Origin of the sequence: Streptomyces sp. NPDC086080, from assembly GCF_044540255.1 — a bacterium.
Taxonomy (GTDB): Bacteria; Actinomycetota; Actinomycetes; order Streptomycetales; family Streptomycetaceae; genus Streptomyces.
On sequence record NZ_JBITRU010000018.1, the window covers coordinates 111036 to 135936 of the forward strand.

The window sequence follows — 24901 nt, forward strand, 5'->3', positions numbered from 1 at the left end:
GCGGACCGGTCAGCCGCGTCCGCCCGGCCCGTTGCCCTGCCCCTGGATGAAGCCCTCCGGGATGGAGAACGTCGGGTCCGGTTCGGCGCCTCCGTTGCCGCCTCCGTTGCCCCCGCCGATCAGGCCGCCGATGAGACCGCCGTCGTCGTCACGGTCGCGGTCCTTGTCGCGGCCCTTGTCCCGCTTCTTGGGAGGGTCCGGGATGTTCACGAGGTTGAAGGGCGGGGACTCCTTGCCCGCCAGGGCGCCGGTCATGGCGTCCTTCCAGATCGGGCCGGGGACCGCGCCACCGAAGACCAGGGGGTGGTACTGGCCGCCGATCGTGATGTCCTTCATCTCGACCTTCTGCGACGCGCTGCCCACCCAGACGGCGCCCGACATGTTCGGGGTGTACCCGACGAACCAGGCGTTCTTGCGCTCGTCCGTCGTACCCGTCTTACCGGCGTTGGCCCGGTCGCTGAGGCCGGCCGCCTGACCCGTACCGGAGTCGACCACACCCTGCAGCAGGGTGTTCACCGTGTCCGCGGTGTTCTCGCTCATCGCGCGGGAGCACGTCGACTTCGGTACCTCGAGCGACTCCTGCTTGTCGCCGGCCTTCCGGGTGATCGACTCGATGGCGATCGGCGTGCAGTACATGCCCCGGGAGGCGAAGGCGGCGTACGCGCTCGCCATCGTCAGCGGCGAGAGACCGGTGGAACCGAGGGTCATGGAGGAGGGGACCTCGGGGACCTTGTCCCCGTTGCCCTGGACCACGTCGAGCTTGTCGAGGAGGGTCACCACCGGGCACATGCCGATGTCCTCGATCATCTGCACGAAGTAGGTGTTGACCGACTTGGCCATCGCTTCCTTGAGCGGGTACGGGCCCACTTCGGACTCGTTCTCGTTCTCGAGCTTGTAGTTGCCGTCGTTCACCCAGGGCTTGTCGCACCCGCGCACGGTCTGCGGGTACGGCATCTCGTACGGGGCGGAGTAGGTCTGGGTCGGCGGCCTGCCCTCTTCGATGGCCGCGGCCGCCACGAACGGCTTGAACGTCGAACCCGTCGGGAAGCCGAAGTTCGAGCCGCCCCAGGCATGGTCGACCGAGAAGTTGATCTCCGTCTCGTTCTTGCCGTAGCCGTACGGCTTCGACTGGCCCATCGCGACGATCTTGCCGGTGCCGGGCTCGACCAGGGTGCTCGCGGCGGCGACCTTGTCGGACTGGTAGACGTGGTCCTTGAGCGACTTCTGCACCGACTTCTGTGCCTGCGGGTCGAGCGTCGTACGAATGGTCAGGCCGCCCCGGTTCCAGATCTTCGACCGGGCCTCCCGGGTCTTGCCGAAGACCGGGTCGCCGAGGAAGACCTCCTTCACGTACTTGCAGAAGAAGCCCGCTCCCTTGGACGCCGTGATGCAGCCGCTCTTCGGCTTGCTGACGTCCAGGCCCAGCGGGCTCTCGGCCGCCTGGTCGGCCTGCTCCTGGGAGATGTCGCCGACGTCGGCCATCCGCTTCAGGACGACATTGCGCCGCTTCCTGGCCTCCGTCTCGTCGTTGACCGGGTCGTAGCGGCTCGGTGACTGGACGAGCCCGGCGAGGAGGGCGGACTCCTGGAGGTTGAGGTCCTTGGCGTGCTTGGAGAAGTAGCGCCGGGCGGCGGCCTCGACGCCGTAGGCCTGCTGGCCGAAGAAGGTGATGTTCAGGTAGTTCTCGAGGATCTTCTTCTTGCCCAGCTCCTCCTCGACCTGGATCGCGTACTTCAGTTCGGCGATCTTGCGGCCGATGGTCTGCTGCGTGGCCTGCGCGACCTTGGTCGGGTCGTCACCCGCCTCCTCGACGAAGACGTTCTTCACGTACTGCTGCGTGAGGGTGGACGCGCCCTCGGAGACCTCCCCGCTGCGCGCGTTGCTGTTCAGCGCGCGCAGGACGCCCTTCAGGTCGACCGCGCCGTGCTGGTAGAAGCGCGAGTCCTCGATCGCGACGATCGCCTTCTGCAGGTACGGCGAGATGTCCTTGAGTTCGACCACCGTGCGGTCGCGCGAGTAGACGGTGGCGATCGTGCCGCCGTCGGCGTCGAGGATGGTGGTGCGCTGGCTCAGCGGCGGCGTCTTGAGGTTGGCCGGGAGCTCGTCGAAGCTCTCGACCGATCCCTTGGCCGCCAGGCCCAGCGCGCCCACAGCGGGCAGCGCGATGCCGGCCATGACAGCTCCCGCGAGGACACTGACACCGAGGAACTTGGCGGCCTGCTGCGTGGAGGACAGACCACCGCCCGAGCGCTTCTTTGGCATGGGAGCAGCCTACGTTCTCATTCGCCGGACAAGCGTAAAGGCCTTGGCCTAAGCTGCACTCAACTGTCACAGCAGTGAGGCCACGTATCAATACGTCCGGCGACCCCGAATCGTTCCGGATCCCTTCGACTTTCTTCATACGAGTTCTGTCGAGGGGCGTTGAGCCCGTGTCCGGATCCGCCTCGTGTGTCACGTGGTGCCCGTTGTGGCGCAACTGAATTAACCCGAAACGCCCCCTTTGTCGTGCATGTCGCCCCCTCACTCCCCCGGGTGATCTGCCGCTTACCCATAGTCCGTTCGGACCATTCAAGATTGGGCCCGCTGGGGGTGTTGCGCTGTGCCCGCCTTCCGTAACGTCCTCAACTGGCGGCGGTGAATATGCCGCTGCCGCCGTGGGGGAGCCTCGATTCGGGAGAGGACGGCGCCGGTATGGGCTGGGTTACCGACTGGAGTGCGCAGGCTGCCTGCCGCACTACCGATCCGGATGAACTGTTCGTTCAAGGAGCAGCGCAGAACAGGGCCAAGGCGGTGTGCACCGGATGCCCGGTGCGTACGGAGTGCCTGGCGGACGCGCTGGACAACCGCGTCGAGTTCGGCGTATGGGGAGGCATGACGGAACGTGAGCGCCGCGCGCTGCTGCGCCGGCGGCCGACCGTGACCTCCTGGCGCAGGCTGCTGGAGACCGCGCGCTCGGAGTACGAGCGGGGGACGGGTGTCGTGCCCCTCGACGACGACGAGGTGTACGAGAGCTACGCCGCGGTGGGCTGAGGGCCTCCGGGGGGTCGGTCCTTGGTCCGTCCTGCCGCGCGGAGTAGTAGGGCGATCGAAGGTGCTTGAGGGCGCTTGAGGGCGCTTGAGAGCTGTTCAGTGCGGTTCGGTGCGGTTCAGGGTGTTTCGGGCTCGGGCAGTTCCGGCCGGTCGGCCGCGAGCCGGTCACCGATGTCCCGCAGCCCCGCGAGGTCGTGCACATCGCCGGGCAGCGCGGCCACCTCGGTCACCGCCACCTCGGGGTGGAGCGCGGTGAAGCGGTCGCGTGTGCGCTGCTCGCGCGAGAGCAGCCGCATCCGCTCGGCGTGCAGACGCAGCAGGCCCGCGGTGAGCTCTTCGACGGACCACTCCGGGGCAACGGCTGCCTGGGTGTCGTCCACGGTGGCGGGGGAGCCTTCCCCGGGGACGTCCTGAGCCGGTGATCCGGCGTCCTGGGCCGGTGTCCCGGCCGTCGCGGATGAAGCGGAAGATTCAGAACTGCCGTACGTGTCGGGAGAGTTACGAAGTCCAGCTTTCCCGTCCTCCTGATCCACAATGCGGGAGTCCTCAAGATTTTCCGCGGCCGACAGTGCCCGCTCCGCCGACAGCCGGGTCGCGCCGCTGCCATGGACCCGGTTGAGCACCAGACCGGCGAGCGGCATGTCCTCCGCGGCCAGCCGCTCCACGAAGTACGCGGCCTCGCGCAGCGCGTCCCGCTCCGGGGCCGCCACCACCAGGAAGGCCGTCCCGGGCGCCTGGAGCAGTTTGTACGTGGCATCCGCGCGCGTACGGAACCCGCCGAACATCGAGTCCATCGCGGCCACGAACGTCTGGACGTCCTTCAGCAGCTGACCGCCGAGCACCTTGCCCAGCGCGCCGGTCATCATCGACATCCCGACGTTCAGGAACTTCATCCCCGCGCGGCCGCCGACCTTCGCCGGGGCCAGCAGGACGCGGATGAGCTTGCCGTCGAGGAAGGACCCGAGCCGCTTGGGCGCGTCCAGGAAGTCCAGCGCGGACCGGGAGGGCGGGGTGTCGACCACGATGAGGTCCCACTCGTCCCGGGACCGCAGCTGGCCCAGTTTCTCCATCGCCATGTACTCCTGCGTGCCCGCGAAGCCCGCCGAGAGCGACTGGTAGAAGGGGTTGCCCAGGATCGCGGTGGCCCGCTCGGGGTCCGCGTGCGCCTCGACGATCTCGTCGAAGGTGCGCTTCATGTCGAGCATCATCGCGTGCAGTTCGCCGCCCGCGGAGTCGTCGATGCCCTTCACCCGGCGCGGGGTGTTGTCGAGCGAGTCGATCCCCATGGACTGGGCGAGCCGGCGGGCCGGGTCGATGGTGAGGACCACCACCTTGCGTCCCCGCTCGGCCGCGCGCAGACCCAGCGCCGCCGCGGTGGTCGTCTTGCCGACCCCGCCCGAGCCGCAGCAGACCACGATCCGGGTGCCCGGATCCTCGATCAGAGGGTCGATGTCGAGCGTGCGTGTGGGGGAGAGGTGGTGACGGGCGGCCGGGTCGTGCGTCTCCGCCGGTTCCGGGCGACGGCTCATGACTTCCCCTGCTTCCGGTGCTTCCGACTCGTGACGGGGGTGGTGCTGGTACGGACGGGGCTGGTGCTGGTACGGACGGGGGTGGTCCCGGTGCAGGCACGGGCAGGGTCGGTGCCGGTACGGACAGGGACGGTGCAGGTGCGGCGGTGACGGAGGCGGGGGCGCGGCAGCTGGGACGTGACGACGCGGTGGATCATGAGACGTCCTGTCCGCGCAGCTCCCTCGCCAACGCGTACAGGCCGGCCAGGTCCATGCCCTCCGCGAACAGGGGAAGTTCGTGCAACGGCACGCCCAGGTCCGCCAGCACGGCGCGCTGTTCCATCTCCAGCGTGTACCGCTCGGCGTACTCCTCCGCCTGCGTGAGCAACGGCTCCACCAGCCGCTCGGCGTGTCCGCCACGTCGCGCGCCGCCGAGGCCGGCGGACGACAGAGCCCGCGCGACAGAGGAACGAGGGACCGCGGCCACGAGTTCCAGGGCCGCCGCGTCCAGCACCTGCGGCCGCACCATGTTCACGATGACGCGCCCCACCGGCAGCCCCGCGGCGCGCAGCTCCGCGATGCCGTCCACGGTCTCCTGGACCGGCATCTCCTCCAGCAGTGTCACCAGGTGCACGGCGGTGTCCGGCGATTTCAGCACCCGCATGACCGCCTGCGCCTGATGGTGTATCGGGCCGATCTTGGCCAGCCCGGCGACCTCGTCGTTGACGTTGAGGAAACGGGTGATGCGGCCGGTCGGCGGGGCGTCCATCACGACGTAGTCGTAGACGAACCGGCCGTCCCGGTCCTTGCGCCGGACCGCCTCGCACGCCTTGCCGGTCAGCAGGACGTCCCGCACGCCGGGGGCGATGGTGGTCGCGAAGTCGATCGCGCCGAGCTTTCTCAGGGCCCGGCCCGCGCCGCCCAGTTTGTAGAACATCTGGAGGTAGTCCAGAAGGGCCAGTTCGGCGTCGATGGCGAGTGCGTACACCTCCCCGCCGCCCGGCGCGACGGCGATCTTCCGCTCCTCGTACGGCAGCGCCTCCGTCTCGAAAAGCTGTGCGATGCCCTGCCGGCCCTCGACCTCGACGAGGAGCGTCCGCTTCCCCTCCGTGGCCAGGGCCAACGCGAGGGCGGCGGCCACCGTGGTCTTGCCGGTTCCGCCCTTGCCACTGACGACCTGGAGCCTGCTCACGCCTTCGAGCCTAAAGGCTCGCCGCGCGCCCCGGCGGCTCCGGGGGGCAGTTCCCGGAAGTCGCGCCCCCACGCGGTGGGTGCGCAGGTGGTCTTCGGGGGTGGGTGTGCGGAGCCCCGACCCCGCGGGCCGGGTGCCGGTGGTGCGTGCGCGGGTGTCGTCAGCTGGTGGGTTCGCGCGTTTCGCCTGGCGGGCTTCCGCCTGGTGCCGGGCGCGGTGGTGGTGGGCGGGCTCGCGGGGGTGGTGGGGCCGCCGGGACCGGTGGTGGCAACGGCTAGAGTCGGCCGTATGGCGAAATGGGAATACGCGACTGTGCCGCTTCTCGTCCACGCGACGAAGCAGATTCTGGACACCTGGGGCGAGGACGGCTGGGAGCTCGTCCAGGTCGTGCCCGGGCCGAACAACCCGGAGCAGATGGTGGCCTACCTGAAGCGCGAGAAGCAGGCATGAGCGCCGTCGAGGCGAAGCTGGCCGAGCTGGGCCTGACTCTGCCGGAGGTCGTGCCGCCGCTGGCCGCCTACCAGCCGGCCGTGCGGTCGGGGCAGTACGTCTTCACCTCCGGCCAGCTGCCCATGGTGGACGGCAGCCTGCCGATGACCGGCAAGGTCGGCGCGGAGGTCACACCGGAGGAGGCGAAGGAGCTCGCGCGCACATGTGCGCTGAACGCCCTCGCCGCCGTCAAGTCGGTCGCCGGGGACCTGGACCGGGTGGCGCGTGTGGTGAAGGTCGTGGGCTTCGTGGCCTCCGCGACGGACTTCACGGGCCAGCCGGGCGTCATCAACGGCGCGAGTGAGCTCCTGCGCGAGGTCCTCGGCGACAAGGGTGTCCACGCGCGCAGCGCGGTGGGCGTCGCGGTACTGCCGCTGGACGCGCCGGTGGAGGTCGAGATCCAGGTGGAACTCACGCAGGCGTAGGCCTCGCGGCACGGCCGGGGGATGCGGGCGCCGCCGTGCGCGAGGGCCCGTTCCCGGCGAGGCCGGGCGGAGGGCCGGGCCGTGGCGCCGGGGACCTGGGTTGCGGCGCCGGAGACCCGGGTCGTGGCCGGAGTCCGGACCGCCCGCGTCCCCGAGGCGCACGTACGGCTGTCCTCGCTGTCCTCGCTGTCCCCGGGGTCACCTGGCTCCCCCGAGGATGCCCCGGCCTTCAGCCCTTGGAGGAATCGGACCCCTGCGAAGCAGGGCAGGAAACGGGGTTTCGCCGTCAAGGCGAAAGACCGCCCACCCGGCCGGGCATGCTGCACGCCGTACGTTGCGAGAACCAAGCGCGTGCGTCGTGCTGATCGAGAACCAGGACAGCACATGGACCTCCGAGCTTTGCTGTATGACCCCGGGTTGGTTTCAACCCGGCTGGTGCTGATCGTGGAAGACCTGTCGGGTCGCTGACCCGCAGGCGGCGTGAGCCAGGAGTCCCCCTGCTTCAGCTGGGGGAGGATTCAAGGGATAGCCTCCGTCCATGGCGCATGCGCAGGCAGATGGGCAGTGGTACCCGCCGGAGTGGCCGGAGCGGATCCGGGCGCTCGCCGGTGGCAGCCTCACGCCGGTCGTGCCGAAGCGGGCGGCCACCGTCATGCTGCTCAAGGACACCGGCGACGGGCCCGCCGTCCACATGCTGCGCAGGCGTACGTCCATGGCGTTCGCGGGCGGCGCCTACGCCTACCCCGGTGGCGGTGTCGACCCGCGTGACGACGACGGGCACGTCCGCTGGGCGGGTCCCACGCGCGCATGGTGGGCGGACCGGCTCGGGGTCGACGAGGCGGGGGCCCAGGCCATCGTCTGCGCGGCCGTACGGGAGACGTACGAGGAGGCCGGAGTCCTGCTCGCCGGACCCACCCCCGGCTCCGTGGTCGGTGACACGACGGGCGAGGACTGGGAAGCGGACCGTTCCGCGCTCGTCGCGCGGGAGATGTCCTTCGCCGAGTTCCTGGAGCGCCGCGGCCTGGTCCTGCGCTCCGACCTGCTCGGGGCCTGGACCCGATGGATCACTCCCGAGTTCGAGTCCCGCCGCTACGACACCTGGTTCTTCGTCGCCAGGCTCCCCGAGGGCCAGCGCACCCGCAACGCCTCCACGGAGGCGGACCGCACGGTGTGGATCGCCCCGCGCGGGGCGGCCGCCGGCTACGACCGGGGCGAACTGCTGATGATGCCCCCGACCATCGCCACCCTGCGCCAGCTCACCGCGTACGCCACGGCCGAGGAGGCGCTCGACGCGGCTCCCGCGCGGGATCTCACGCCGGTACTGGCCACCGCGCGCCTGGAGGAGGGCCGGATCGTGCTCTCCTGGCCCGGGCACGACGAGTTCACCAAGCACATCCCGACCGGGGGAACCCGCGCATGACGGACGCAAGCTCCCTGCCCGGGCAGCCGCGGGGCGGTGTCCTCTCCGGTCCCGCCACCGCGCGTGCCGTCAACGTGCTCGCTCCCAACCCGTCGGTGATGACCCTGGACGGCACCAACACCTGGATCCTGTCGGAGCCGGACTCGGACCTGGCGGTCGTGGTGGACCCGGGCCCGCTGGACGAGGGACACCTGCGGCACGTCGTCGCAACGGCGGAGCGGGCCGGGAAGCGGGTCGCCCTCACCCTGCTGACGCACGGTCATGCCGACCACGCGGAGGGCGCCGGCCGGTTCGCCGAACTGACCGGAACCAAGGTGCGGGCCCTGGACCCGGCGCTGCGGCTGGGTGACGAAGGGCTGGCCGCCGGAAACGTCATCACCGTCGGCGGCCTGGAGCTGAGGGTCGTACCGACCCCCGGCCACACGTCCGACTCGCTGTGCTTCCACCTCCCGGCGGACCGGGCGGTCCTCACGGGCGACACCGTCCTGGGCCGCGGTACGACCGTCGTGGCCCACCCCGACGGCCGCCTCGGCGACTACCTGGACACGCTGCGCCGACTCAGGTCGCTCACCGTCGACGACGGCGTCCACACCGTCCTGCCCGGCCACGGTCCCGTCCTGGAGGACGCCCAGGGCGCCGTCGAGTACTACCTGGCCCATCGCGCGCATCGCCTCGCCCAGGTCGAGACCGCCGTCGAGGCCGGTCACCGCGGCCCGTCCGAGATCGTCGCCCACGTCTACGCAGACGTCGACCGCGCGCTGTGGCCGGCCGCGGAGATGTCGGTACGCGCCCAGGTGGAGTACTTGCGGGAGCACGGCATCATCTAGCCGGGTGCGGGTGCGGGTGCGGGTGCGGGTGCGGGTGCGGGTGCGGGTGCGGGCGCCGTGGTGAGGTGGCGAGGGGCCCCGGGCATGCGCGGGACCGCTGTGCTCACTTCGGCCGGGCCGCCTTCACGCCGTGCACGCGCGCGTACTCCGCCGCGAGCCACGGGCCCAGGTCGTCGACGTACGAGGCGAGGACCGCGGGGTCGCCGGACGGCTCGCGGCCGAGGGCGGCGGCCGCCCGTAGCCGGGCCGCCCGCTCCGGGTAGTACGCGCCGAACGCCTCGGCCATCTCCGTCAGGTCGCTGGTCCAGCCGTTCCAGCGGGGCATCACCAGGGTGAAAGCGGTGCGCACGAGGTGACGGGACATGAAGCGCACGAGGGGCCGCAGTGCCTCCTCCGTGCCGTCGGCCCCGGCGATCCGCTCACGCCAGCGGGGGAGGAGCAGCGCCAGATCGCCGTTGGTCTCGCGGGCGAGCAGCGCATCGGGCCGGTAGCGCGGCAGCAGCCCGGCGAGGTCCTCGCCGCACAACGGTGTGCACAGGCAGGAGACGAACCACCCCAGGTCGTGCCTCTCCAGCTCGCTCAGCAGCCGTTCCCGTGCGTAGAGCAGCGTGCCGACGCCGTCGATCTGCGGGAACGCGCCGTTCAGCCGGTCCTCCATCGCGCGCGCGGCGTCCCGGTCACGGGCGGTCGGCTCACCGTGCAGGGCGACCAGCAGGTCGAGGTCGCTGCGGCCCACGCGTGCGGTGCCGCGCGGTACGGACCCGTAGAGGTACGCGCCGTTCAGCCGCGTCCCGAAGATGGCGCTCAGCCGCTCCCGCGCGGCGGCCACCATGGGGCGGAACGCGGGCTGCACCCGCGCGAGGGAGCCCTCGCGCCTGATGTATCCCTGTGGGTCCAGTCCGGGTCGCTGCACGGTGTCGGCCATACGCGTCACTGTGTCGCGCGGGGGCGGTCCGGGGCAGGTCGTTTTCCGGGGCCTCGCGTCGGACCGGGCGGGAGTACGCGGACACGCCGGAGCCCCGCTCTCCGTGGAAAGCGGGGCTCCGCCGGACGGTCGTGCCCGGAGGTCAGCGGGAGCGCTTCGCGAGGCGCTCGACGTCGAGGAGGATCACCGCGCGGGCCTCCAGACGGAGCCAGCCGCGCTGGGCGAAGTCCGCGAGGGCCTTGTTGACCGTCTCGCGGGACGCGCCGACCAGCTGGGCCAGCTCCTCCTGCGTGAGGTCGTGGACCACGTGGATGCCCTCCTCGGACTGCACGCCGAAGCGGCGGGAGAGGTCCAGCAGGGCGCGGGCGACACGGCCCGGGACGTCCGAGAAGACCAGGTCCGACATGGCGTCGTTGGTCTTGCGCAGCCGGCGCGCGACGGCCCGCAGCAGCGCGGTGGCGACCTCGGGACGGGTGCTCAGCCAGGGCGTCAGGTCGCCGTGGCCGAGGGCGAGCAGCTTGACCTCGGTCAGCGCCGTGGCCGTCGCGGTGCGCGGGCCCGGGTCGAAGAGGGACAGCTCACCGATCAGCTCGCCCGGGCCGACCACGGCGAGCATGTTCTCGCGGCCGTCGGGGGAGGTGCGGTGCAGCTTGACCTTGCCCTCGGTGACCACGTACAGGCGGTCTCCGGGGTCGCCCTCGTGGAACAGGGAGTCGCCCCGTGCCAGAGTCACCTCGCTCATGGAGGCGCGAAGCTCCGCGGCCTGCTCGTCATCGAGCGCCGCGAAGAGCGGGTTCCGCCGCAGAACGTCGTCCACGAGTTCTCTCCCTTGTCGAACTGCTCAGGGGATCTTGTTCCCCACGTACCAGGGGACCGTGGTGCCCATTTTGCCGGACGGTCCAAACAGTGTGATCTGTCACAAGGATGCCGTACGGGCCGGTCGGGGTATGCGGCAGGGGTCCAATTGGATGCCGGACTTCAGGGACCGGGGCGGATGTCGGTGCCGGGTCGTAGGCTGGCCGGGTGTCCAAATCGCCGGTGAGAGCACAGGCCGAGGGGGCTGCGCGAGTGAGGGTACGTCGCGATTCCGCTGTGGGCGAACAGGTCTCCGATGGCGGTAAGGGAACGGCGGAAGCGGCAAAGAGGTCGCCGTCGAAAGAGCCGGAGGAGAAGCCGCGGAAGAAGGCCGCGTCCAGGAGGACCGCGGCCGGGAAGGCCGGAAGCGGCAAGGCGTCGGACGACGAGACCGCACCTGCCCGCAAGGCGGCGCCCGCGCGCAAGGCGGCACCCGCGTCCAAGGCGGCGCCCGCGCGTAAGGCTGCACCCGCGTCCAAGGCTGCACCCGCGTCCAAGGCAGCGCCGGCGCGCAAGGCTGCACACGCGCGCAAGGCTGCACCCGCCAAGAAGGCCGCCGCCGGTGGAAGGACGACCACCCCCTCCGCCAGGAAGGTCACTCCCATCAAGAAGGCCCCGCCTCCCAGGAAGCAGCTCGTCGCCCCCAAGAAGGCGACCGCGGCCGTCCGGGCGGCCCCTGCGAAGACCGTGGTGAAGCCGGCCGGGGACGAGTCGCGCACCGCGCTGGTCCGGCGGGCGCGCCGGATCAACCGTGAGCTCGCCGAGGTGTACCCGTACGCCCATCCCGAGCTGGACTTCGAGAACCCCTTCCAACTCGTCGTCGCCACGGTGCTGTCGGCCCAGACCACCGACCTGCGCGTCAACCAGACGACGCCCGCCCTCTTCGCGAAGTACCCCACCCCCGAGGACCTGGCCGCGGCCGACCCGGAGGAGGTGGAGGAGATCCTGCGCCCCACCGGCTTCTTCCGGGCCAAGACCAAGTCGGTGATCGGACTCTCGAAGGCGCTCACGGAGGACTTCGGCGGCGAGGTGCCCGGCCGGCTCGAGGATCTCGTCAAGCTGCCCGGCGTGGGCCGCAAGACCGCCTTCGTGGTGCTGGGCAACGCCTTCGGCCGCCCCGGCATCACCGTGGACACCCACTTCCAGCGACTCGTGCGCCGCTGGCGGTGGACCGCGGAGACCGATCCCGACAAGATCGAGGCGGCCGTCGGCGCGCTCTTTCCCAAGAGCGACTGGACCGATCTGTCCCACCACGTGATCTGGCACGGCCGCCGCATCTGCCACGCCCGCAAGCCCGCCTGCGGCGCCTGCCCCATCGCGCCGCTCTGCCCGGCGTACGGCGAGGGCGAGACGGATCCGGAGAAGGCGCGGAAGCTGCTGAAGTACGAGAAGGGCGGCCTTCCGGGCCAGCGTCTGAACCCCCCGCAGTCCTACCTCGACGCCGGTGGCAGGCCCGCTCCGCCGCTGGGGGCCGGATGACGGAGCACCGCGCCCCACGGCGCCCGGAGGAACGATCTCGGTGGTGCAGGGCGTTGAACCCCTGGGACGCGGCCGGACGAGGGGGGTGGCGATGACACGGGCGAGCGGTACCCAGGGTGGCCCGGTGACGGTCAGCCAGGAGGGGCTGCCCCGCTGGCTCGACCCGGTGGCCCGGGCGGCGGAGACGGTCGCGCCGAGGCAGCTGAGCCGCTTCCTGCCCCCGGAGAACGGCGCGGGGCGGCAGTCGGCCGTCCTCGTCCTCTTCGGCGACGGCGTGCGTGGCCCGGAGCTGCTGCTCATGGAGCGGGCGAGCTCACTGCGCTCGCACGCCGGGCAGCCGTCCTTCCCCGGCGGCGCCCTGGACCCCGAGGACGGTGACCCGCAGGGCGAGGGGCCGTTGCGGGCCGCTCTGCGCGAGGCCGAGGAGGAGACCGGGCTCGACCCGTCCGGCGTCCAGCTCTTCGGCGTTCTGCCCAAGCTCTACATCCCGGTCAGCGGCTTCGTCGTCACCCCCGTGCTCGGCTGGTGGCGCGAACCCAGCCCGGTGGACGCCGTCGACCTGAACGAGACCGCGCGGGTGTTCACCGTTCCCGTGGCGGATCTCACCCACCCGGACAACCGTGCGACCACGGTCCACCCCAGCGGGCACCAGGGCCCGGCATTCCTGGTCGAATCGGCCCTTGTGTGGGGTTTCACCGCGGGGGTCATCGACCGGTTGCTGCACTTCGCGGGGTGGGAGCGCCCCTGGGATCGCGACAAGCACGTCCCCCTGGACTGGCGGTCATGACAGGGTGGTCGCCGTGCTGGGTACGAAGAGGCGGGGCTTGAAGCGGTGAACGTGCTGGACATCCTGTTGCTGCTGGCCGCCGTGTGGTTCGCGGTCGTCGGCTACCGGCAGGGTTTCGTCGTCGGCATCCTGTCCGTGATCGGCTTCCTGGGCGGCGGACTCGCCGCCGTGTATGTGCTGCCCCTGGTCTGGGACGCCATGACGGACGACGCGGAGGTCGGCACGACCGCCGCCGTCGTCGCGGTCGTGGTCGTCATCGTCTGCGCCTCCGTGGGCCAGGCACTGACCACGCACCTCGGCAGCACCCTGCGCCGCTACATCTCCTGGTCCCCGGCCCGCGCGCTCGACGCCACCGGCGGGGCCCTGGTCAACGTCGTCGCGATGCTCCTGGTCGCCTGGCTGGTCGGCTCGGCCCTCGCGGGTACGACACTCTCCACACTGGGCCGGGAGGTCCGCGGCTCCAAGGTGCTGCTCGGGGTCGCCCGGGTGCTGCCCGACCGGGCCGACACCTGGTTCGCCGACTTCTCCTCCATCCTCGCGCAGAACGGTTTCCCGCAGGTCTTCAGCCCGTTCGCCAACGAGCCGATCAACGACGTGAGACCGCCGGACCCGGCCCTCGCGAGCAGTCCCGTGGCCGTCCGCGCACAGGGTTCCATCGTCAAGGTCATGGGCACCGCCGAGAGTTGCGGCAAGGTTCTGGAGGGCACCGGCTTCGTCTTCGCCGACCGTCGCGTGATGACCAACGCGCATGTCGTGGGCGGCGTCGACGAACCGACCGTGCAGATAGGCGGCGAGGGCAGGAAGTACGACGCGCAGGTCGTCCTCTACGACTGGGAGCGCGACATCGCCGTCCTCGACGTCCCCGACATGAAGGCACCGGCGCTGCGGTTCGCGACCGAGGACGCGAGCAGCGGTGACGGGGCCATCGTCGCCGGCTTCCCCGAGAACGGGGCGTACGACGTGCGGGCCGCGCGGGTACGCGGCCGCATCACGGCCAACGGGGCGGACATCTACCACCGGAGCACGGTCCGGCGTGATGTGTACTCCCTGTTCGCGAATGTCCGTCAGGGCAACTCCGGCGGGCCGCTGCTGAGCACCGACGGCACGGTCTACGGCGTGGTCTTCGCCAAGTCCCGGGACAACGCCGAGACGGGGTACGCGCTCACCGTGGACGAGATCCAGGAGGACATCGTCAAGGGGCGTACCGCGAACCGTCAGGTGGACAGCGACAGCTGCGCGCTGTGAGCCGAACCGGCGTCAGCCGCGGGGATGGCGAAGGCGTACGGACACCCAGCGCGCCCGGCGGCGGAGGATGCGCGGGATTCCCACCCTGAGATCCGTATCCGCCATCTGCGGTGCACCGCCTCGCTGGTGGGATCCCACACCGCTCGCCGAGCGGCGATTGCGGCCTGCGTTGTAGTCGTGCGTCCAGCCCATACCCCGACGTCTGCCCCCGCCTCATGGTCGATAACCGCCTGATGAGCTCTCAATTGGCCTATGCGGCGGGCAAGTGGCGTTCGTCGGACAAGCGTTCAGAATGGGGGATCGGGAGGACGACGGAGGGCGTCCGATCGGTTACCTGTCCGGCTCGGGATCCTTCAGCCAATTGATCAGTTCTGTCGAGAACGTGACCGGGTCCTCCTCGTGGGGGAAGTGTCCCAGCCCGTCGAACAGCCGCCAGCGGTACGGCGCTTCGACGTACTGCCCGGAACCCGCGGCGCTGCGGGTGTGTACGACCGGATCCAGCGAGCCGTGCAGATGCAGCGTCGGCACCCGCACCGGCCGCTTCATCCTGCGGTTGAACTGGATGCCGTCCGGCCGGGCCAGGGAGCGCACCATCCAGCGGTACGGCTCGATCGAGCAGTGCGCCGTGGAGGGGACGCACATGGCCCGCCGGTAGTTCTCCAGCGCCTTCTCGTCGGGCGGCTGGGGCCCGGACCACTCCTGGATCAGCTTCGCCACGAGTGCCCCGTCGTCCGCGGTCAGCTGCCGCTCCGGGATCCAGGGGCGCTGGAACCCCCAGATGTGGGAGAGGGCGGCCGACTGCCTGGCGTGGGAGAGCATCGCCGACCGCCATTGCCGCGGATGCGGCATGGAGGCGACCGCCAGCCGTCGTACGAGCTTGGGGCGCATCGCCGCGGCCGTCCACGCCAGATATCCGCCGAGGTCGTGTCCGACGAGCGCGGCGTCCGGCTCGCCGAGGGAGCGGATCACCCCGGTGATGTCCAGCGCGAGGTTGGCCGGGTCGTAACCGCGCGGCGTGCGGTCGCTGCCGCCGACGCCCCGCAGGTCCATGGCGACGGCCCGGAACCCGGCGTCGGCGAGCGCCGTCAGCTGGTGCCGCCAGGTCCACCAGAACTGGGGGAACCCGTGCAGCAGCAGCACCAGGGGGCCGTCGCCCACCTCCGCGATGTGGAAGCGGGCGCCGTTGGCCGCGACATCCCGGTGGATGAGCCCCGGGCCGCCGGGGACGTCGAGGCGTACGACCGAGAAGGGTTGCGCCGAAGGGGTGGCGGGGTCCGTCATGAGGACGAGCGTGCCACAGCCTCGATGGCGGGGGGGACCCGGTCCTCGGGCAGGGCGGGACGCGGATGCGGCTTGGCCCTCTGCAGCACGCCCGCCGTCTCCTTCACCGAGGCGGCCACCTTCTGCGGGCCGCGGCTCTTCTTGGCCTTCTTGAAGAAGACCACGCCGATGAGCGCGAGAACCACGGCGATCAGCACGTTCGCCGCGAAGGACGCAAGGAAGCAGAGCGCGAGGTTCCAGTCGCTCCAGGTGTGGATGCCGTAGGCGAGGGCGAAGTTCAGCATCGGGAGGGAGAACAGCAGCAGCACTCCGGCCGCCGTGAACGCGCCGCCACTGGTCGCACCCCGCTTGACGTCCTGCGCGATCTGCGCCTTCGCCAGCGCGATCTCGTCGTGCACCAGCGCCGACATGTCGGCCGTCGCCGAGGCGAACAGCTGGCCGATGCTGCGTTCGGCGCCGACCGGGCTGCCGTCGGGTGCGCTCATCGCGGTCTCCCTCTCCTGCGTACGCCCTGCGTACGATCCTCATGTCTGCGCGTACGGTCCAGAACTTTTGTACCGTCTCGTCAGATCATGCCGGACCGTCCTGCTGATCGCTTGCCCCGCCCGTCACTTCGGCAAGCGCGTCCCGCTCGGCGGCCTTCTCCTGGGCGAGTCGGCGGTGCTCTGCGGCCTTGCGTTCGTGGATCGCGGCCATGCGCAGGTGGTACGCCGGGTCGTCCTGTTCGTAGACGTCCGGCACGCCGCTGAGGTCCTCGTCGCGCTCCTCTTCCTCGATCAGCCTGCGGTACTTGGCGTTCCGTACCTTCAGCAGGACGGCCGCGACGGCGGTGGCGATCAGGGATCCGGTCAGGACGGCGGCCTTGACGCTGTCGGTCATCGCAGCGTCTCCCTCGAAGGCGAGTTCACCGATGAGCAGCGAGACGGTGAAGCCGATTCCGGCGAGGGTCGCCACCGCGAACACGTCCGCCCAGGCGAGGTCGTCGCTGAGCGAGGCCTTGGTGAAGCGGGCCGTCAGCCAGGTGCCGCCGAAGATGCCGAGCATCTTGCCGACCACGAGTCCGAGGACGACGCCGAGCGTCTCGGGCTGGGTGAACACCTCCGCGAGCGCTTCGCCGGAGACCGCCACGCCCGCGCTGAACAGAGCGAACAGCGGGACCGCGAGGCCCGCCGAGAGCGGCCGGACGAGATGCTCGATGGTCTCGCCGGGGGAGTGCTCCTCGCCTTCGTGCCGGTGGCAGCGCAGCATCAGGCCCATGGCGACGCCGGCGATGGTGGCGTGGATGCCGCTGTTGTACATCAGCCCCCACACGACGAGCGCGAGCGGCACGTACACGTACCAGCCGCGTACGCCCTTGCGCAGCAGCAGCCAGAAGAGGGCCAGGCCCGCGGCGGCGCCGCCGAGCGCCGCGAAGTTCAGGTCGGCGGTGAAGAAGACCGCGATGATCAGGATCGCGAACAGGTCGTCGACGACGGCGAGGGTGAGCAGGAAGGCGCGCAGCGCGCTCGGCAGGGAGGTGCCGATCACGGCGAGCACGGCGAGCGCGAAGGCGATGTCGGTGGCGGTGGGCACGGCCCAGCCGGCCAGCGAGCCGCCACCGATGCCGTTGGTGAGCGTGTAGACCAGCGCCGGTGCCGCCATGCCGCACAGGGCGGCGACGACGGGGAGCGCGGCGGCCTTGGGATCGCGCAGGTCACCGGCCACGAGTTCGCGTTTGAGCTCGATTCCGGCGACGAAGAAGAAGATCGCGAGCAGCCCGTCGGCGGCCCAGTGCGCCACGGACAGGTTCAGCCCGAGGGCTCCGGGGCCGAAGTGGAAGTCGCTGACGCTCTCGTAGCTGTCGCTCAACGCGGGTACGTTCGCCCAGATCAGCGCGGCGACGGCGGCGAGGAGGAGCAGCACACCACCGACGGTCTCGGTGCGCAGCGCGTCCGTGATGAACGTCCGCTCGGGCAGTGTGAGACGTCCGAGGACTTTGCGGGAGTCGGGGGTGCGGGGCGCGGTCACAGGGTGTTCCTCCGGTCGGCGGGTAGCACGAATCGCGTGCCGACCAGACTTCCCGGCGCCCCATGAGACAACAGTTTGGTGTTCACCCTAACCAACGTGCCCCTGAGCTGCACCAGCAGCCCCCCGGGTATCCGGCACGGGGTGTGCCGGATACCCGGTCGGGATTCAGCCGCCGCCCGCTCAGTCCTCGCCGGGCGCCTGGGGCAGCTTGGCCTGGATGAGATCCATGACCGTGGAGTCCGTCAGGGTGGTGACGTCTCCGAGCTGGCGGTTCTCCGCGACGTCCCGGAGCAGACGGCGCATGATCTTGCCGGAGCGGGTCTTCGGCAGCTCGGCCACCGGGAGGATCCGCTTGGGCTTGGCGATCGGGCCGAGCGTGGCGCCCACGTGGTTCCGGAGGTCGCCGACGAGGTCCTCGGTCTCGGCCGCCGTACCGCGCAGGATCACGAAGGCGACGATCGCCTGGCCGGTCGTCTCGTCCGCCGCGCCGACCACGGCCGCCTCGGCGACCGACGGGTGGCTGACCAGCGCCGACTCCACCTCCGTGGTGGAGATGTTGTGCCCGGACACCAGCATCACGTCGTCGACCCGGCCGAGCAGCCAGATGTCGCCGTCGTCGTCCCTCTTGGCGCCGTCGCCGGCGAAGTACTTGCCCTCGAAGCGGGACCAGTACGTGTCGATGAACCGCTGGTCGTCACCCCAGATGGTGCGCAGCATCGACGGCCACGGCTCGGTGAGGACCAGGTAACCGCCGCCGCCGCTGGGCACCTCGTTCGCCTCGTCGTCGACGACGGTCGCGGCGATCCCGGGCAGCGGGGTCTGGGCGGAGCCCGGCTTGGCCGCGGTCACACCCGGCAGCGGTGAGATCATCATCGCGCCGGTCTCGGTCTGCCACCAGGTGTCCACCACCGGGGTGCGGTCCGCACCGATGTTCTTGCGGTACCAGATCCACGCCTCGGGGTTGATCGGCTCACCGACGGAGCCCAGCAACCGCAGCGAGGAGAGGTCGAACTTCGCGGGGATGTCGTCGCCCCACTTCATGAACGTCCGGATCGCGGTGGGCGCCGTGTAGAGGATCGTCACGCCGTACTTCTGCACGATCTCCCAGAAGCGGCCCTGGTGCGGGGTGTCCGGGGTGCCCTCGTACATGACCTGGGTGGCGCCGTTGGCGAGCGGGCCGTAGACGATGTAGGAGTGCCCGGTGACCCAGCCGACGTCGGCCGTGCACCAGAACACGTCGCTCTCGGGCTTGAGGTCGAACACGGCCCAGTGGGTGTACGCCGTCTGGGTCAGATAGCCGCCGGAGGTGTGCAGGATGCCCTTCGGCTTGCCCGTCGTTCCCGAGGTGTAGAGGATGAACAGCGGGTGCTCGGCCTCGAACGCCTCCGGGGTGTGGTCGGCGCTCTGCCGCTCCACCGTCTCGTGCCACCACAGGTCGCGGCCCTCGGTCCAGGCGACGTCCTGGCCGGTGCGGCGGACGACGAGGACGTGTTCGACGTTGTCGACGCGTCCGACGGCCTCGTCCACGGCCGGCTTCAGCGCGGCCGGCTTGCCGCGCCGGTAACCGCCGTCGGCCGTGATGACCACACGGGCGTCGGCGTCCTGGATACGGGTGGCGAGCGCGTCCGCCGAGAAGCCGCCGAAGACGACGGAGTGCGCGGCGCCGATGCGGGCGCAGGCCAGCATCGCGACGGCGGCCTCGGGGATCATCGGCAGGTAGACGGCGACCCGGTCGCCCTTCCGCACGCCCAGTTCCAGCAGGGCGTTGGCGGCCTTGGACACCTCGTCCTTGAGCTGGGCGTAGGTGATGGCGCGGCTGTCGCCCGGCTCGCCCTCGAAGTGGATGGCCACCCGGTCGCCGTGCCCGGCCTCCACATGACGGTCCACGCAGTTGTAGGCGACATTGAGCTCGCCGTCCTTGAACCACTTGGCGAACGGCGGGTTCGACCAGTCCAGGGTCTCGGTGGGCTCGGTGGCCCAGGTCAGCCGACGGGCCTGTTCGGCCCAGAAGCCGAGCCTGTCAGCCTTGGCCTGTTCGTACGCCTCCGCCGTGACGTTGGCGTTCGCGGCCAGGTCGGCGGGGGGTGAGAAGCGACGCTCCTCCTTCAGAAGGTTGGCCAGGCTTTCATTGCTCACGGCATCTGCCTTTCCCAGGGTGTCCGTTGTGTCCCAGACCACAGCTCATCAGACCCGGTGGGCGCTGACAAGGGCCGACGGTAAATTGGTTTAGACCTATCGGGGGGGTCGTGTGGCGGGATGTACGTCACCCCCTCCCACGGGTCCCGGAGCGACCGGGTTCAAGGTCTGTAACGCCTCTCACACCCGGACACGCCGCCTCACATCGCCAGGTCCGAGGCCCGCACTCGATCGAACATTCTTTCCCCATCCCGCTCCGTGAGGAGATAGGCCTGGGCCTCCCCCACGTGGAAGTACAGCCCGTGCAGCTCCAGGGTGCCGCCTTTCAGGGCCCGGGCCACCGATTCATGGGCGCGCAGGTGATCCAGCTGCTGCACCACGTTCGCCAGGCACAGCTCCTCGGCCGTGTCGGCGGGCGGCCGTCCGGCCAGCCGCGGCGGGGGCCCACTCGCGCCGCCCAGGCGCTCCAGGCTCGGCTGCCCGTGCCGCAGCCAGCGTCTCAGCGGCGTACGGACGCCGCCCGGTTCGGAGTCGAGCAGCGCCTGCATGGCGCCGCATCCCGAGTGACCGCACACCGTGATCGAGCGCACCGCCAGCACCTCCACGGCGTACTCGATGGCGGCCGCCACCGAGTCGTCGCCGCTCTCCGCCTCGGGTGGCGGCACGAGATTGCCGACATTGCGCACCACGAACAGGTCTCCCGGACCACTGGACGTGATCATGGAGGTGACCACCCGTGAGTCGGCGCAGGTCAGGAAGAGCTGCGTGGGCCGCTGTCCCTCGCGCGCCAGCCGGGCCAGCTCACCTCGGACCAGCGGAGCGGTGTTGCGCTGGAACGTGCTGATTCCGCGCACCAGCCGACTTCCGCCGGTGCTGTCCCGCCGCTCCGGTTCCCGGCCCCTTCCTCTGCCCGTTCTCCGCGTTCCGTCGGCTTTGTTCGCTCCGTCTGCTCCGTCTGCTCCGTTCGTTCCGGGGGTTGGGCTCGGCCGAAGGCCGGTGTCCGGCACGGACCGTGGGCGCTCGCACTGGTGGTTGCGCCAGGCCGTCCAGGGTCGGCAGCGGCAGTCGGCGTCGGTCGCGTCGGCCGACTCCGGGCCGTCGGCGGGATGTCCCGAGGAGAGGGCGGCGGGTTCGGCGATCCGGACGCCGGCGCGACGGCCGGTGATCCGGACGGTGCCGCCCCCGGCGGTGTGGGTGCTCTGCCAGTCCTGGAGCGCCTCGTACGCCGCGTGGTCCATGAAGGAGCCGTCCAACGCCACGACGACACGGGATCCTTGGGGTACGAGGTGCAGGGCCCGGCTGAGCCGCGGCACCGCGAGGAATGTCAACTGTCCTCTTACGTGTACGTGGTGGGCTCCTTCCTCTTCCTGATGAGTGATACGGGTGCGGGTGAGGCGGTGCAGGGCCACGCCGACGGCGACGGCGATACCGAGAGCCACGCCCTCCAGGACGCCGAGGGACACGACGCCGAGGGTGGTCACCGCGTAGACCAGGACTTCCCGGTGTCGGGTCACCGTGCGGATGTGGTGCAGGGACACCATCTGGATGCCGACGGCCATCACCAGGGCGGCGAGGGAGGCGAGCGGGATGAACTCCAGCAGTGGGACCATCAGCAGCGCGGCGGCTACTACGAGAACGCCGTGCAGCATCGTGGAGTTCCGGCTCACGGCACCGGCATGGATATTCGCGGACGTGCGGACCGCGACTCCGGCCACAGGCAGTCCACCGAGCGAACCTGACACGATGTTGGCCGCGCCCTGGCCCAGCAGTTCGCGGTCCAGGTCGGACCGCCCGACCTGTTCGGGACCTGGCCTCCCGGACACCAGCTTGTCCACGGCGACGGCGCCGAGCAGCGACTGCACGCTGCACACCAGCGTCGTGGTGAGTACGGCGGCGGCGAGGCCGAGCACCGGACCCTCGGGCAGTCCGGCCAGCGCGTGGTTGCGCCAGGAAGGCAGGTCCACCGTGGGCAGGACGAGGCCGGCCGCGGCGGCGATCGTGGTGGCTCCGGCGACGGCGACGAGCGCGGCCGGGACCCTGCGCAGCAGGCGTGCGGCCCGGCCGGGGAGCCTTGGCCAGAGCAGCAGCAGCGTCAGGGTCAGCACGCTCACCGAGAGTGCCGCGGGGTGCAGGTTCGCCAACTGGGCGGGAAGTGCGCGGAGGTTGTCGGGAACGGAGCTCTGCGGGGTGCCGCCGAGGACGATGTGCAGCTGGGCGACGGCGATGGTCACCCCGATGCCGGCGAGCATGCCGTGCACGATCGCGGGGCTGACGGCGAGCGCGCCGCGCGCCACCCGCAGACAGCCCAGCCCGAGCTGGGCCAGGCCGGCGAGGACGGTGATGGCGCAGGTCGTTCGCCATCCGTAGTGCTGGATGAGGTCGGCGGTGACGACGGTGAGTCCGGCGGCCGGACCGCTGACCTGGAGGGGGGAGCCACCGATCCGCCCGGCGACGAGACCGCCGACGGCGGCGGCGACCAGTCCGGCCTGGAGCGGCGCGCCGGTGGCGAGGGCGATGCCGAGGGACAGCGGAAGGGCGATGAGGAAGACCGCGACGGCGGCCGACACGTCGGCGCTCGCGACATGGAAACGCCGGGGGCCGCGGGGCGGCGGGCTGTGGGGTGGATGGGCGCGCTCGGTGTGGTCCGCATCGGTGGCGCGGGCAGGAACGCAGGCTGACATGATGTCCCGTCTCCTTCGGGTCTGCGCGGTCGCGTGACTGGTGGGGCCCCACTCGGTGAGGGGGCGGTCGCGGCCGTGGGGCATGGCCCCAGAACGGCGGGAAGTGACAACAATCAGTAAATGAATCGTAATTCAGAGTAAAGCGGTGGCATGGACTTTTCGGGCAAATGGCGGAACATGTCACTCCGGCGAGTGAAGTAAGTATTTAAGCGGCTTGTCGTATTAATCCTTCCTCTCTTTCGTGCGACGTTGACGGCGCTGTCCGTATGGACCGGCACAGCACCAGAAAACGCCCTCACTCATCGAGATCGGCCCGAGAGAAGGAAGAAGGTGGGCGGATGGCCGCCACCCACAAGATCGCCGCGGGCACCGTGATCGCCGCGGTCTGCGTCGCCTCGCTCGCCGCCTGCGGAACCGGCGCCGACAGTGCCGGCGAACAGCCCCGGGACCAGGAGAAGGCCAAGCCGGCGCCCGCACCGAAGAACGTCGTCCGGCTGATCGGCGACGGTTCCACCGCGTACACCGGGGCGCAACCCCGTGTGCCCCGGCCGAAGCGGCTGAAGTCCGGCGAGAAGCCCCCGCAGTTCGTCGTCTTCTCCTGGGACGGCGCGGGGGAGGACAGCCAGCGGCTCTTCTCCCATTTCCGCAAGGTCGCCAGGGAGAACAACACGACCATGACGTACTTCCTGAGCGGCGTGTACCTGCTCCCGGAGGAGAAACGCGACCTGTACAAACCGCCGCGGCACTCCCCGGGCCGCTCGGACATCGGCTTCAACGACGCGCAGGGCATCGCCGACACCGTGAAGCAACTGCGGCTGGCCTGGCTCGAGGGCAACGAGATCGGTACCCATTTCAACGGACACTTCTGCGGCAGCGCCGGCGGGGTCGGTGAATGGTCGGTGGCGGACTGGAAGGACGAGATCGCCCAGGCGAAGCACTTCGTAAAGACCTGGAAGACCAACGCCGGCATGAGTGACTCGGCGCCGCTGCCCTTCGACTACGACAAGGAACTCATCGGCGCCCGCACGCCCTGCCTGGAGGGGCAGCAGAACTTCATGAAGGCCGCCCGCCAACTGGGCTTCCGCTATGACACCAGCGGTGTCAACAACCAGGTGTGGCCGAAGAAGAAGGAAGGGCTGTGGGATCTGTCGATGCAGCTCGTGCCCTTCCCCGGACACTCCTTCGAACAGCTCACCATGGACTACAACTTCATGGTCAACCAGTCCGGTACCACCACCCAGGGCGACCCGGCCAAGCACGAGATGTGGGGTGATCAGATGCGGGACGGTCTGCTCCAGGGCTTCGAGCGGGCCTACCGGGGCAACAGGGCGCCCCTGATCATCGGTAATCACTTCGAGTCCTGGAACGGCGGCACCTACATGCGGGCCGTCGAGGAGGTCATCGAGGCGGTGTGCAACAAAGCCGACGTGCGCTGTGTCTCCTTCCGGCAACTGGCCGACTGGCTGGACGCCCAGGACCCGGCCACCCTGGCGAAACTGCGCACGCTGGGCGTCGGCGAGACCCCGAAGAAGGGCTGGGAGTCCTTCCTGGCCGGCGGCCCCGCCCCGGCTCCCAAGGGGGCGCCGGGGTCACCTGCGGCCAAGGGGTGATCGTCAGGCGGACGCCGTGACGCTGTCGCCGAGCACGAAGCCGGGGTCGACCTGGGCCGCCAGGTCGGCCCCTGTGCGCTCGTTCCCCCACGACCGGGCGTTCTTCAGATGGAAGTGCACCATCTGGCGGGTGTAGCGCTCCCGGTCACGCAGTGCGTACGTCGCGTCGGCGGCCGAGCGCAGCAGGCGCAGGGCCTGCCGGTTGGGCTCCTCCAGAAGCTCGAACCGGGGTGGCCGGCCCTTCTCCATGGCCCGGACCCAGTTCGAGTGCCCCACCGTCACGAGCAGGTCGTCCCCGACCTCCGCGCGGAGGAAGTCGAGGTCGTCCGGGCCCTGCACCTTGTTGCCGACCACCTTCAGGAGGACGCCGAAGTCGCGGGCGTACTCCTTGTACTGGCGGTAGACGGAGACCCCCTTCCGGGTCGGCTCGGCGACGAGGAACGTGATGTCGAAGCGGGTGAACATGCCGGAGGCGAAGGAGTCCGAGCCCGCGGTCATGTCGACCACGACGTATTCGCCGGGGCCGTCCACCAGGTGGTTCAGGCACAGCTCCACCGCTCCGGTCTTGGAGTGGTAGCAGGAGACCCCGAGGTCGGCGTCGGAAAAGGGGCCCGTGACCATCAAACGGACGGTCGCGCCCTCGAGTTCCACCGGATGCGCGCAGGCGTCGTAGACCGGATTGTCCTCGCGCACCCGCAGGAGCCGGGAGCCCTCGCCGGGGGGCGTCGTCTTGATCATCGTCTCGGCGGAGGCGATGCGCGGATTGCTGCCGCGCAGATAGTCCTTGATCAGTGGCAGGTGCTCGCCCAGCGCGGGCAGGGCGGCGGACACCGCCTCGTCCAGGCCCAGCGCCGCTCCGAGGTGCTGGTTGATGTCCGCGTCGACCGCGACGACCGGAGCCCCGTCGGCCGCGAGGTGGCGGATGAACAGGGAGGACAGGGTCGTCTTGCCACTGCCGCCCTTCCCCACGAAAGCAATTTTCATGTTCACGAAGCGTAATGGAG

General features: G+C 70.4%; 21 protein-coding genes. 9 read left to right on the forward strand and 12 right to left on the reverse strand.

Annotation, left to right across the window (positions count from 1 at the left end; all coding sequences use genetic code 11):
• Positions 1-9: 9 nt before the first annotated feature.
• The gene (locus tag ACIF9R_RS21925) at positions 10-2262 is read right to left on the reverse strand and encodes a transglycosylase domain-containing protein (RefSeq protein ID WP_399982572.1); all 2253 of its coding nucleotides are present in this window, start codon (positions 2260-2262) and stop codon (positions 10-12) included.
• 429 nt (positions 2263-2691) lie between these two features.
• Between ACIF9R_RS21925 and wblA the strand changes: the two genes are divergently transcribed.
• The gene (wblA, locus tag ACIF9R_RS21930; RefSeq protein ID WP_399982574.1) at positions 2692-3030 is read left to right on the forward strand and encodes a transcriptional regulator WblA; all 339 of its coding nucleotides are present in this window, start codon (positions 2692-2694) and stop codon (positions 3028-3030) included.
• Positions 3031-3146: 116 nt separating this feature from the next.
• On the opposite strand, the gene ACIF9R_RS21935 is transcribed toward wblA, so the two are convergent.
• Together ACIF9R_RS21935 and ACIF9R_RS21940 are read right to left on the reverse strand one after the other, a co-directional pair.
• Positions 3147-4559: an ArsA family ATPase gene (locus tag ACIF9R_RS21935; RefSeq protein WP_399982576.1), complete on the reverse strand. Its 1413-nt coding sequence runs from the start codon at positions 4557-4559 to the stop codon at positions 3147-3149.
• A gap of 193 nt (positions 4560-4752) precedes the next feature.
• Positions 4753-5730: an ArsA family ATPase gene (locus tag ACIF9R_RS21940; protein ID WP_399982578.1), complete on the reverse strand. Its 978-nt coding sequence runs from the start codon at positions 5728-5730 to the stop codon at positions 4753-4755.
• A 288-nt stretch (positions 5731-6018) separates the two neighbouring features.
• On the opposite strand from ACIF9R_RS21940, the gene ACIF9R_RS21945 reads away from it, so the two are divergent.
• The 4 genes from ACIF9R_RS21945 to ACIF9R_RS21960 all read left to right on the forward strand — a co-directional run bounded on the left by ACIF9R_RS21945 (position 6019) and on the right by ACIF9R_RS21960 (position 8891).
• Positions 6019-6180: a DUF4177 domain-containing protein gene (locus ACIF9R_RS21945; protein WP_399982581.1), complete on the forward strand. Its 162-nt coding sequence runs from the start codon at positions 6019-6021 to the stop codon at positions 6178-6180.
• Positions 6177-6644 (forward strand): RidA family protein, encoded by a 468-nt coding sequence (locus ACIF9R_RS21950; RefSeq protein WP_399982584.1) that lies wholly within the window; start codon positions 6177-6179, stop codon positions 6642-6644. The genes ACIF9R_RS21945 and ACIF9R_RS21950 overlap by 4 nt, the downstream gene beginning before the upstream one ends.
• Positions 6645-7182: 538 nt before the next feature.
• Positions 7183-8064: an NUDIX hydrolase gene (locus tag ACIF9R_RS21955; RefSeq protein WP_399982587.1), complete on the forward strand. Its 882-nt coding sequence runs from the start codon at positions 7183-7185 to the stop codon at positions 8062-8064.
• Entirely contained in the window at positions 8061-8891 is an 831-nt protein-coding gene (locus ACIF9R_RS21960; RefSeq protein WP_399982589.1) for an MBL fold metallo-hydrolase, read from the forward strand. Before ACIF9R_RS21955 ends, ACIF9R_RS21960 begins: the two co-directional genes overlap by 4 nt.
• Before the next feature lie 103 nt (positions 8892-8994).
• Here ACIF9R_RS21960 and ACIF9R_RS21965 read toward each other — a convergent pair whose 3' ends face one another.
• Positions 8995-9816, reverse strand: a complete 822-nt coding sequence (locus ACIF9R_RS21965) for a nucleotidyltransferase domain-containing protein (RefSeq protein ID WP_399982591.1) — start codon at positions 9814-9816, stop codon at positions 8995-8997.
• Positions 9817-9958: 142 nt separating this feature from the next.
• Positions 9959-10633 carry a Crp/Fnr family transcriptional regulator gene (locus tag ACIF9R_RS21970; protein ID WP_103543795.1) on the reverse strand — a complete coding sequence of 225 codons (675 nt, stop codon included), beginning with the start codon at positions 10631-10633 and terminating at the stop codon, positions 9959-9961.
• Positions 10634-10908: 275 nt separating this feature from the next.
• Between ACIF9R_RS21970 and nth the strand changes: the two genes are divergently transcribed.
• The 3 genes from nth to ACIF9R_RS21985 all read left to right on the forward strand — a co-directional run bounded on the left by nth (position 10909) and on the right by ACIF9R_RS21985 (position 14182).
• Positions 10909-12150: an endonuclease III gene (gene nth, locus ACIF9R_RS21975; protein WP_399982594.1), complete on the forward strand. Its 1242-nt coding sequence runs from the start codon at positions 10909-10911 to the stop codon at positions 12148-12150.
• Positions 12151-12241: 91 nt separating this feature from the next.
• A complete protein-coding gene (locus ACIF9R_RS21980) occupies positions 12242-12937 on the forward strand; it encodes an NUDIX hydrolase (protein WP_399982597.1) in 696 nt (231 codons plus the stop codon).
• 45 nt (positions 12938-12982) lie between these two features.
• A complete protein-coding gene (locus tag ACIF9R_RS21985; protein ID WP_399982599.1) occupies positions 12983-14182 on the forward strand; it encodes a MarP family serine protease in 1200 nt (399 codons plus the stop codon).
• Between the two features lie 12 nt (positions 14183-14194).
• Here the strand turns inward: ACIF9R_RS21985 and ACIF9R_RS21990 are convergent, their stop codons facing one another.
• The 6 genes from ACIF9R_RS21990 to ACIF9R_RS22015 all read right to left on the reverse strand — a co-directional run bounded on the left by ACIF9R_RS21990 (position 14195) and on the right by ACIF9R_RS22015 (position 22287).
• Positions 14195-14374: a hypothetical protein gene (locus ACIF9R_RS21990; RefSeq protein ID WP_399982602.1), complete on the reverse strand. Its 180-nt coding sequence runs from the start codon at positions 14372-14374 to the stop codon at positions 14195-14197.
• A 138-nt stretch (positions 14375-14512) separates the two neighbouring features.
• Entirely contained in the window at positions 14513-15463 is a 951-nt protein-coding gene (locus tag ACIF9R_RS21995; protein WP_399982605.1) for an alpha/beta fold hydrolase, read from the reverse strand.
• Positions 15460-15948: a phage holin family protein gene (locus ACIF9R_RS22000; RefSeq protein WP_399982608.1), complete on the reverse strand. Its 489-nt coding sequence runs from the start codon at positions 15946-15948 to the stop codon at positions 15460-15462. Before ACIF9R_RS22000 ends, ACIF9R_RS21995 begins: the two co-directional genes overlap by 4 nt.
• A gap of 85 nt (positions 15949-16033) precedes the next feature.
• Positions 16034-17470 (reverse strand): Na+/H+ antiporter NhaA, encoded by a 1437-nt coding sequence (nhaA, locus tag ACIF9R_RS22005; protein ID WP_399982611.1) that lies wholly within the window; start codon positions 17468-17470, stop codon positions 16034-16036.
• A gap of 180 nt (positions 17471-17650) precedes the next feature.
• On the reverse strand, positions 17651-19606 hold the full coding sequence (gene acs / locus ACIF9R_RS22010) for an acetate--CoA ligase (RefSeq protein ID WP_399982614.1): 1956 nt from the start codon (positions 19604-19606) through the stop codon (positions 17651-17653).
• Between the two features lie 200 nt (positions 19607-19806).
• The gene (locus tag ACIF9R_RS22015) at positions 19807-22287 is read right to left on the reverse strand and encodes a bifunctional SulP family inorganic anion transporter/carbonic anhydrase (RefSeq protein WP_399982617.1); all 2481 of its coding nucleotides are present in this window, start codon (positions 22285-22287) and stop codon (positions 19807-19809) included.
• A gap of 338 nt (positions 22288-22625) precedes the next feature.
• Between ACIF9R_RS22015 and ACIF9R_RS22020 the strand changes: the two genes are divergently transcribed.
• The gene (locus tag ACIF9R_RS22020; protein WP_399982620.1) at positions 22626-23897 is read left to right on the forward strand and encodes a hypothetical protein; all 1272 of its coding nucleotides are present in this window, start codon (positions 22626-22628) and stop codon (positions 23895-23897) included.
• Positions 23898-23900: 3 nt separating this feature from the next.
• On the opposite strand, the gene ACIF9R_RS22025 is transcribed toward ACIF9R_RS22020, so the two are convergent.
• Entirely contained in the window at positions 23901-24881 is a 981-nt protein-coding gene (locus ACIF9R_RS22025; RefSeq protein ID WP_399982622.1) for an ATP-binding protein, read from the reverse strand.
• Between the last annotated feature and the right edge of the window lie 20 nt (positions 24882-24901).

What these genes read in the sequence shown, in the direction of transcription:
- ACIF9R_RS22000 (WP_399982608.1), bottom strand. Translation starts at nt 15,948, where the DNA reads ATGAGCGCACCCGACGGCAGCCCGGTCGGCGCCGAACGCAGCATCGGC.
- ACIF9R_RS21995 (WP_399982605.1), bottom strand. Translation starts at nt 15,463, where the DNA reads ATGACGGACCCCGCCACCCCTTCGGCGCAACCCTTCTCGGTCGTACGC.
- ACIF9R_RS21980 (WP_399982597.1), top strand. Translation starts at nt 12,242, where the DNA reads ATGACACGGGCGAGCGGTACCCAGGGTGGCCCGGTGACGGTCAGCCAG.
- ACIF9R_RS22025 (WP_399982622.1), bottom strand. Translation starts at nt 24,881, where the DNA reads ATGAAAATTGCTTTCGTGGGGAAGGGCGGCAGTGGCAAGACGACCCTG.
- ACIF9R_RS21965 (WP_399982591.1), bottom strand. Translation starts at nt 9,816, where the DNA reads ATGGCCGACACCGTGCAGCGACCCGGACTGGACCCACAGGGATACATC.
- wblA (WP_399982574.1), top strand. Translation starts at nt 2,692, where the DNA reads ATGGGCTGGGTTACCGACTGGAGTGCGCAGGCTGCCTGCCGCACTACC.
- ACIF9R_RS22020 (WP_399982620.1), top strand. Translation starts at nt 22,626, where the DNA reads ATGGCCGCCACCCACAAGATCGCCGCGGGCACCGTGATCGCCGCGGTC.
- ACIF9R_RS21925 (WP_399982572.1), bottom strand. Translation starts at nt 2,262, where the DNA reads ATGCCAAAGAAGCGCTCGGGCGGTGGTCTGTCCTCCACGCAGCAGGCC.
- ACIF9R_RS22015 (WP_399982617.1), bottom strand. Translation starts at nt 22,287, where the DNA reads ATGTCAGCCTGCGTTCCTGCCCGCGCCACCGATGCGGACCACACCGAG.
- ACIF9R_RS21960 (WP_399982589.1), top strand. Translation starts at nt 8,061, where the DNA reads ATGACGGACGCAAGCTCCCTGCCCGGGCAGCCGCGGGGCGGTGTCCTC.
- ACIF9R_RS21990 (WP_399982602.1), bottom strand. Translation starts at nt 14,374, where the DNA reads ATGGGCTGGACGCACGACTACAACGCAGGCCGCAATCGCCGCTCGGCG.
- ACIF9R_RS21945 (WP_399982581.1), top strand. Translation starts at nt 6,019, where the DNA reads ATGGCGAAATGGGAATACGCGACTGTGCCGCTTCTCGTCCACGCGACG.
- ACIF9R_RS21935 (WP_399982576.1), bottom strand. Translation starts at nt 4,559, where the DNA reads ATGAGCCGTCGCCCGGAACCGGCGGAGACGCACGACCCGGCCGCCCGT.
- ACIF9R_RS21955 (WP_399982587.1), top strand. Translation starts at nt 7,183, where the DNA reads ATGGCGCATGCGCAGGCAGATGGGCAGTGGTACCCGCCGGAGTGGCCG.
- ACIF9R_RS21950 (WP_399982584.1), top strand. Translation starts at nt 6,177, where the DNA reads ATGAGCGCCGTCGAGGCGAAGCTGGCCGAGCTGGGCCTGACTCTGCCG.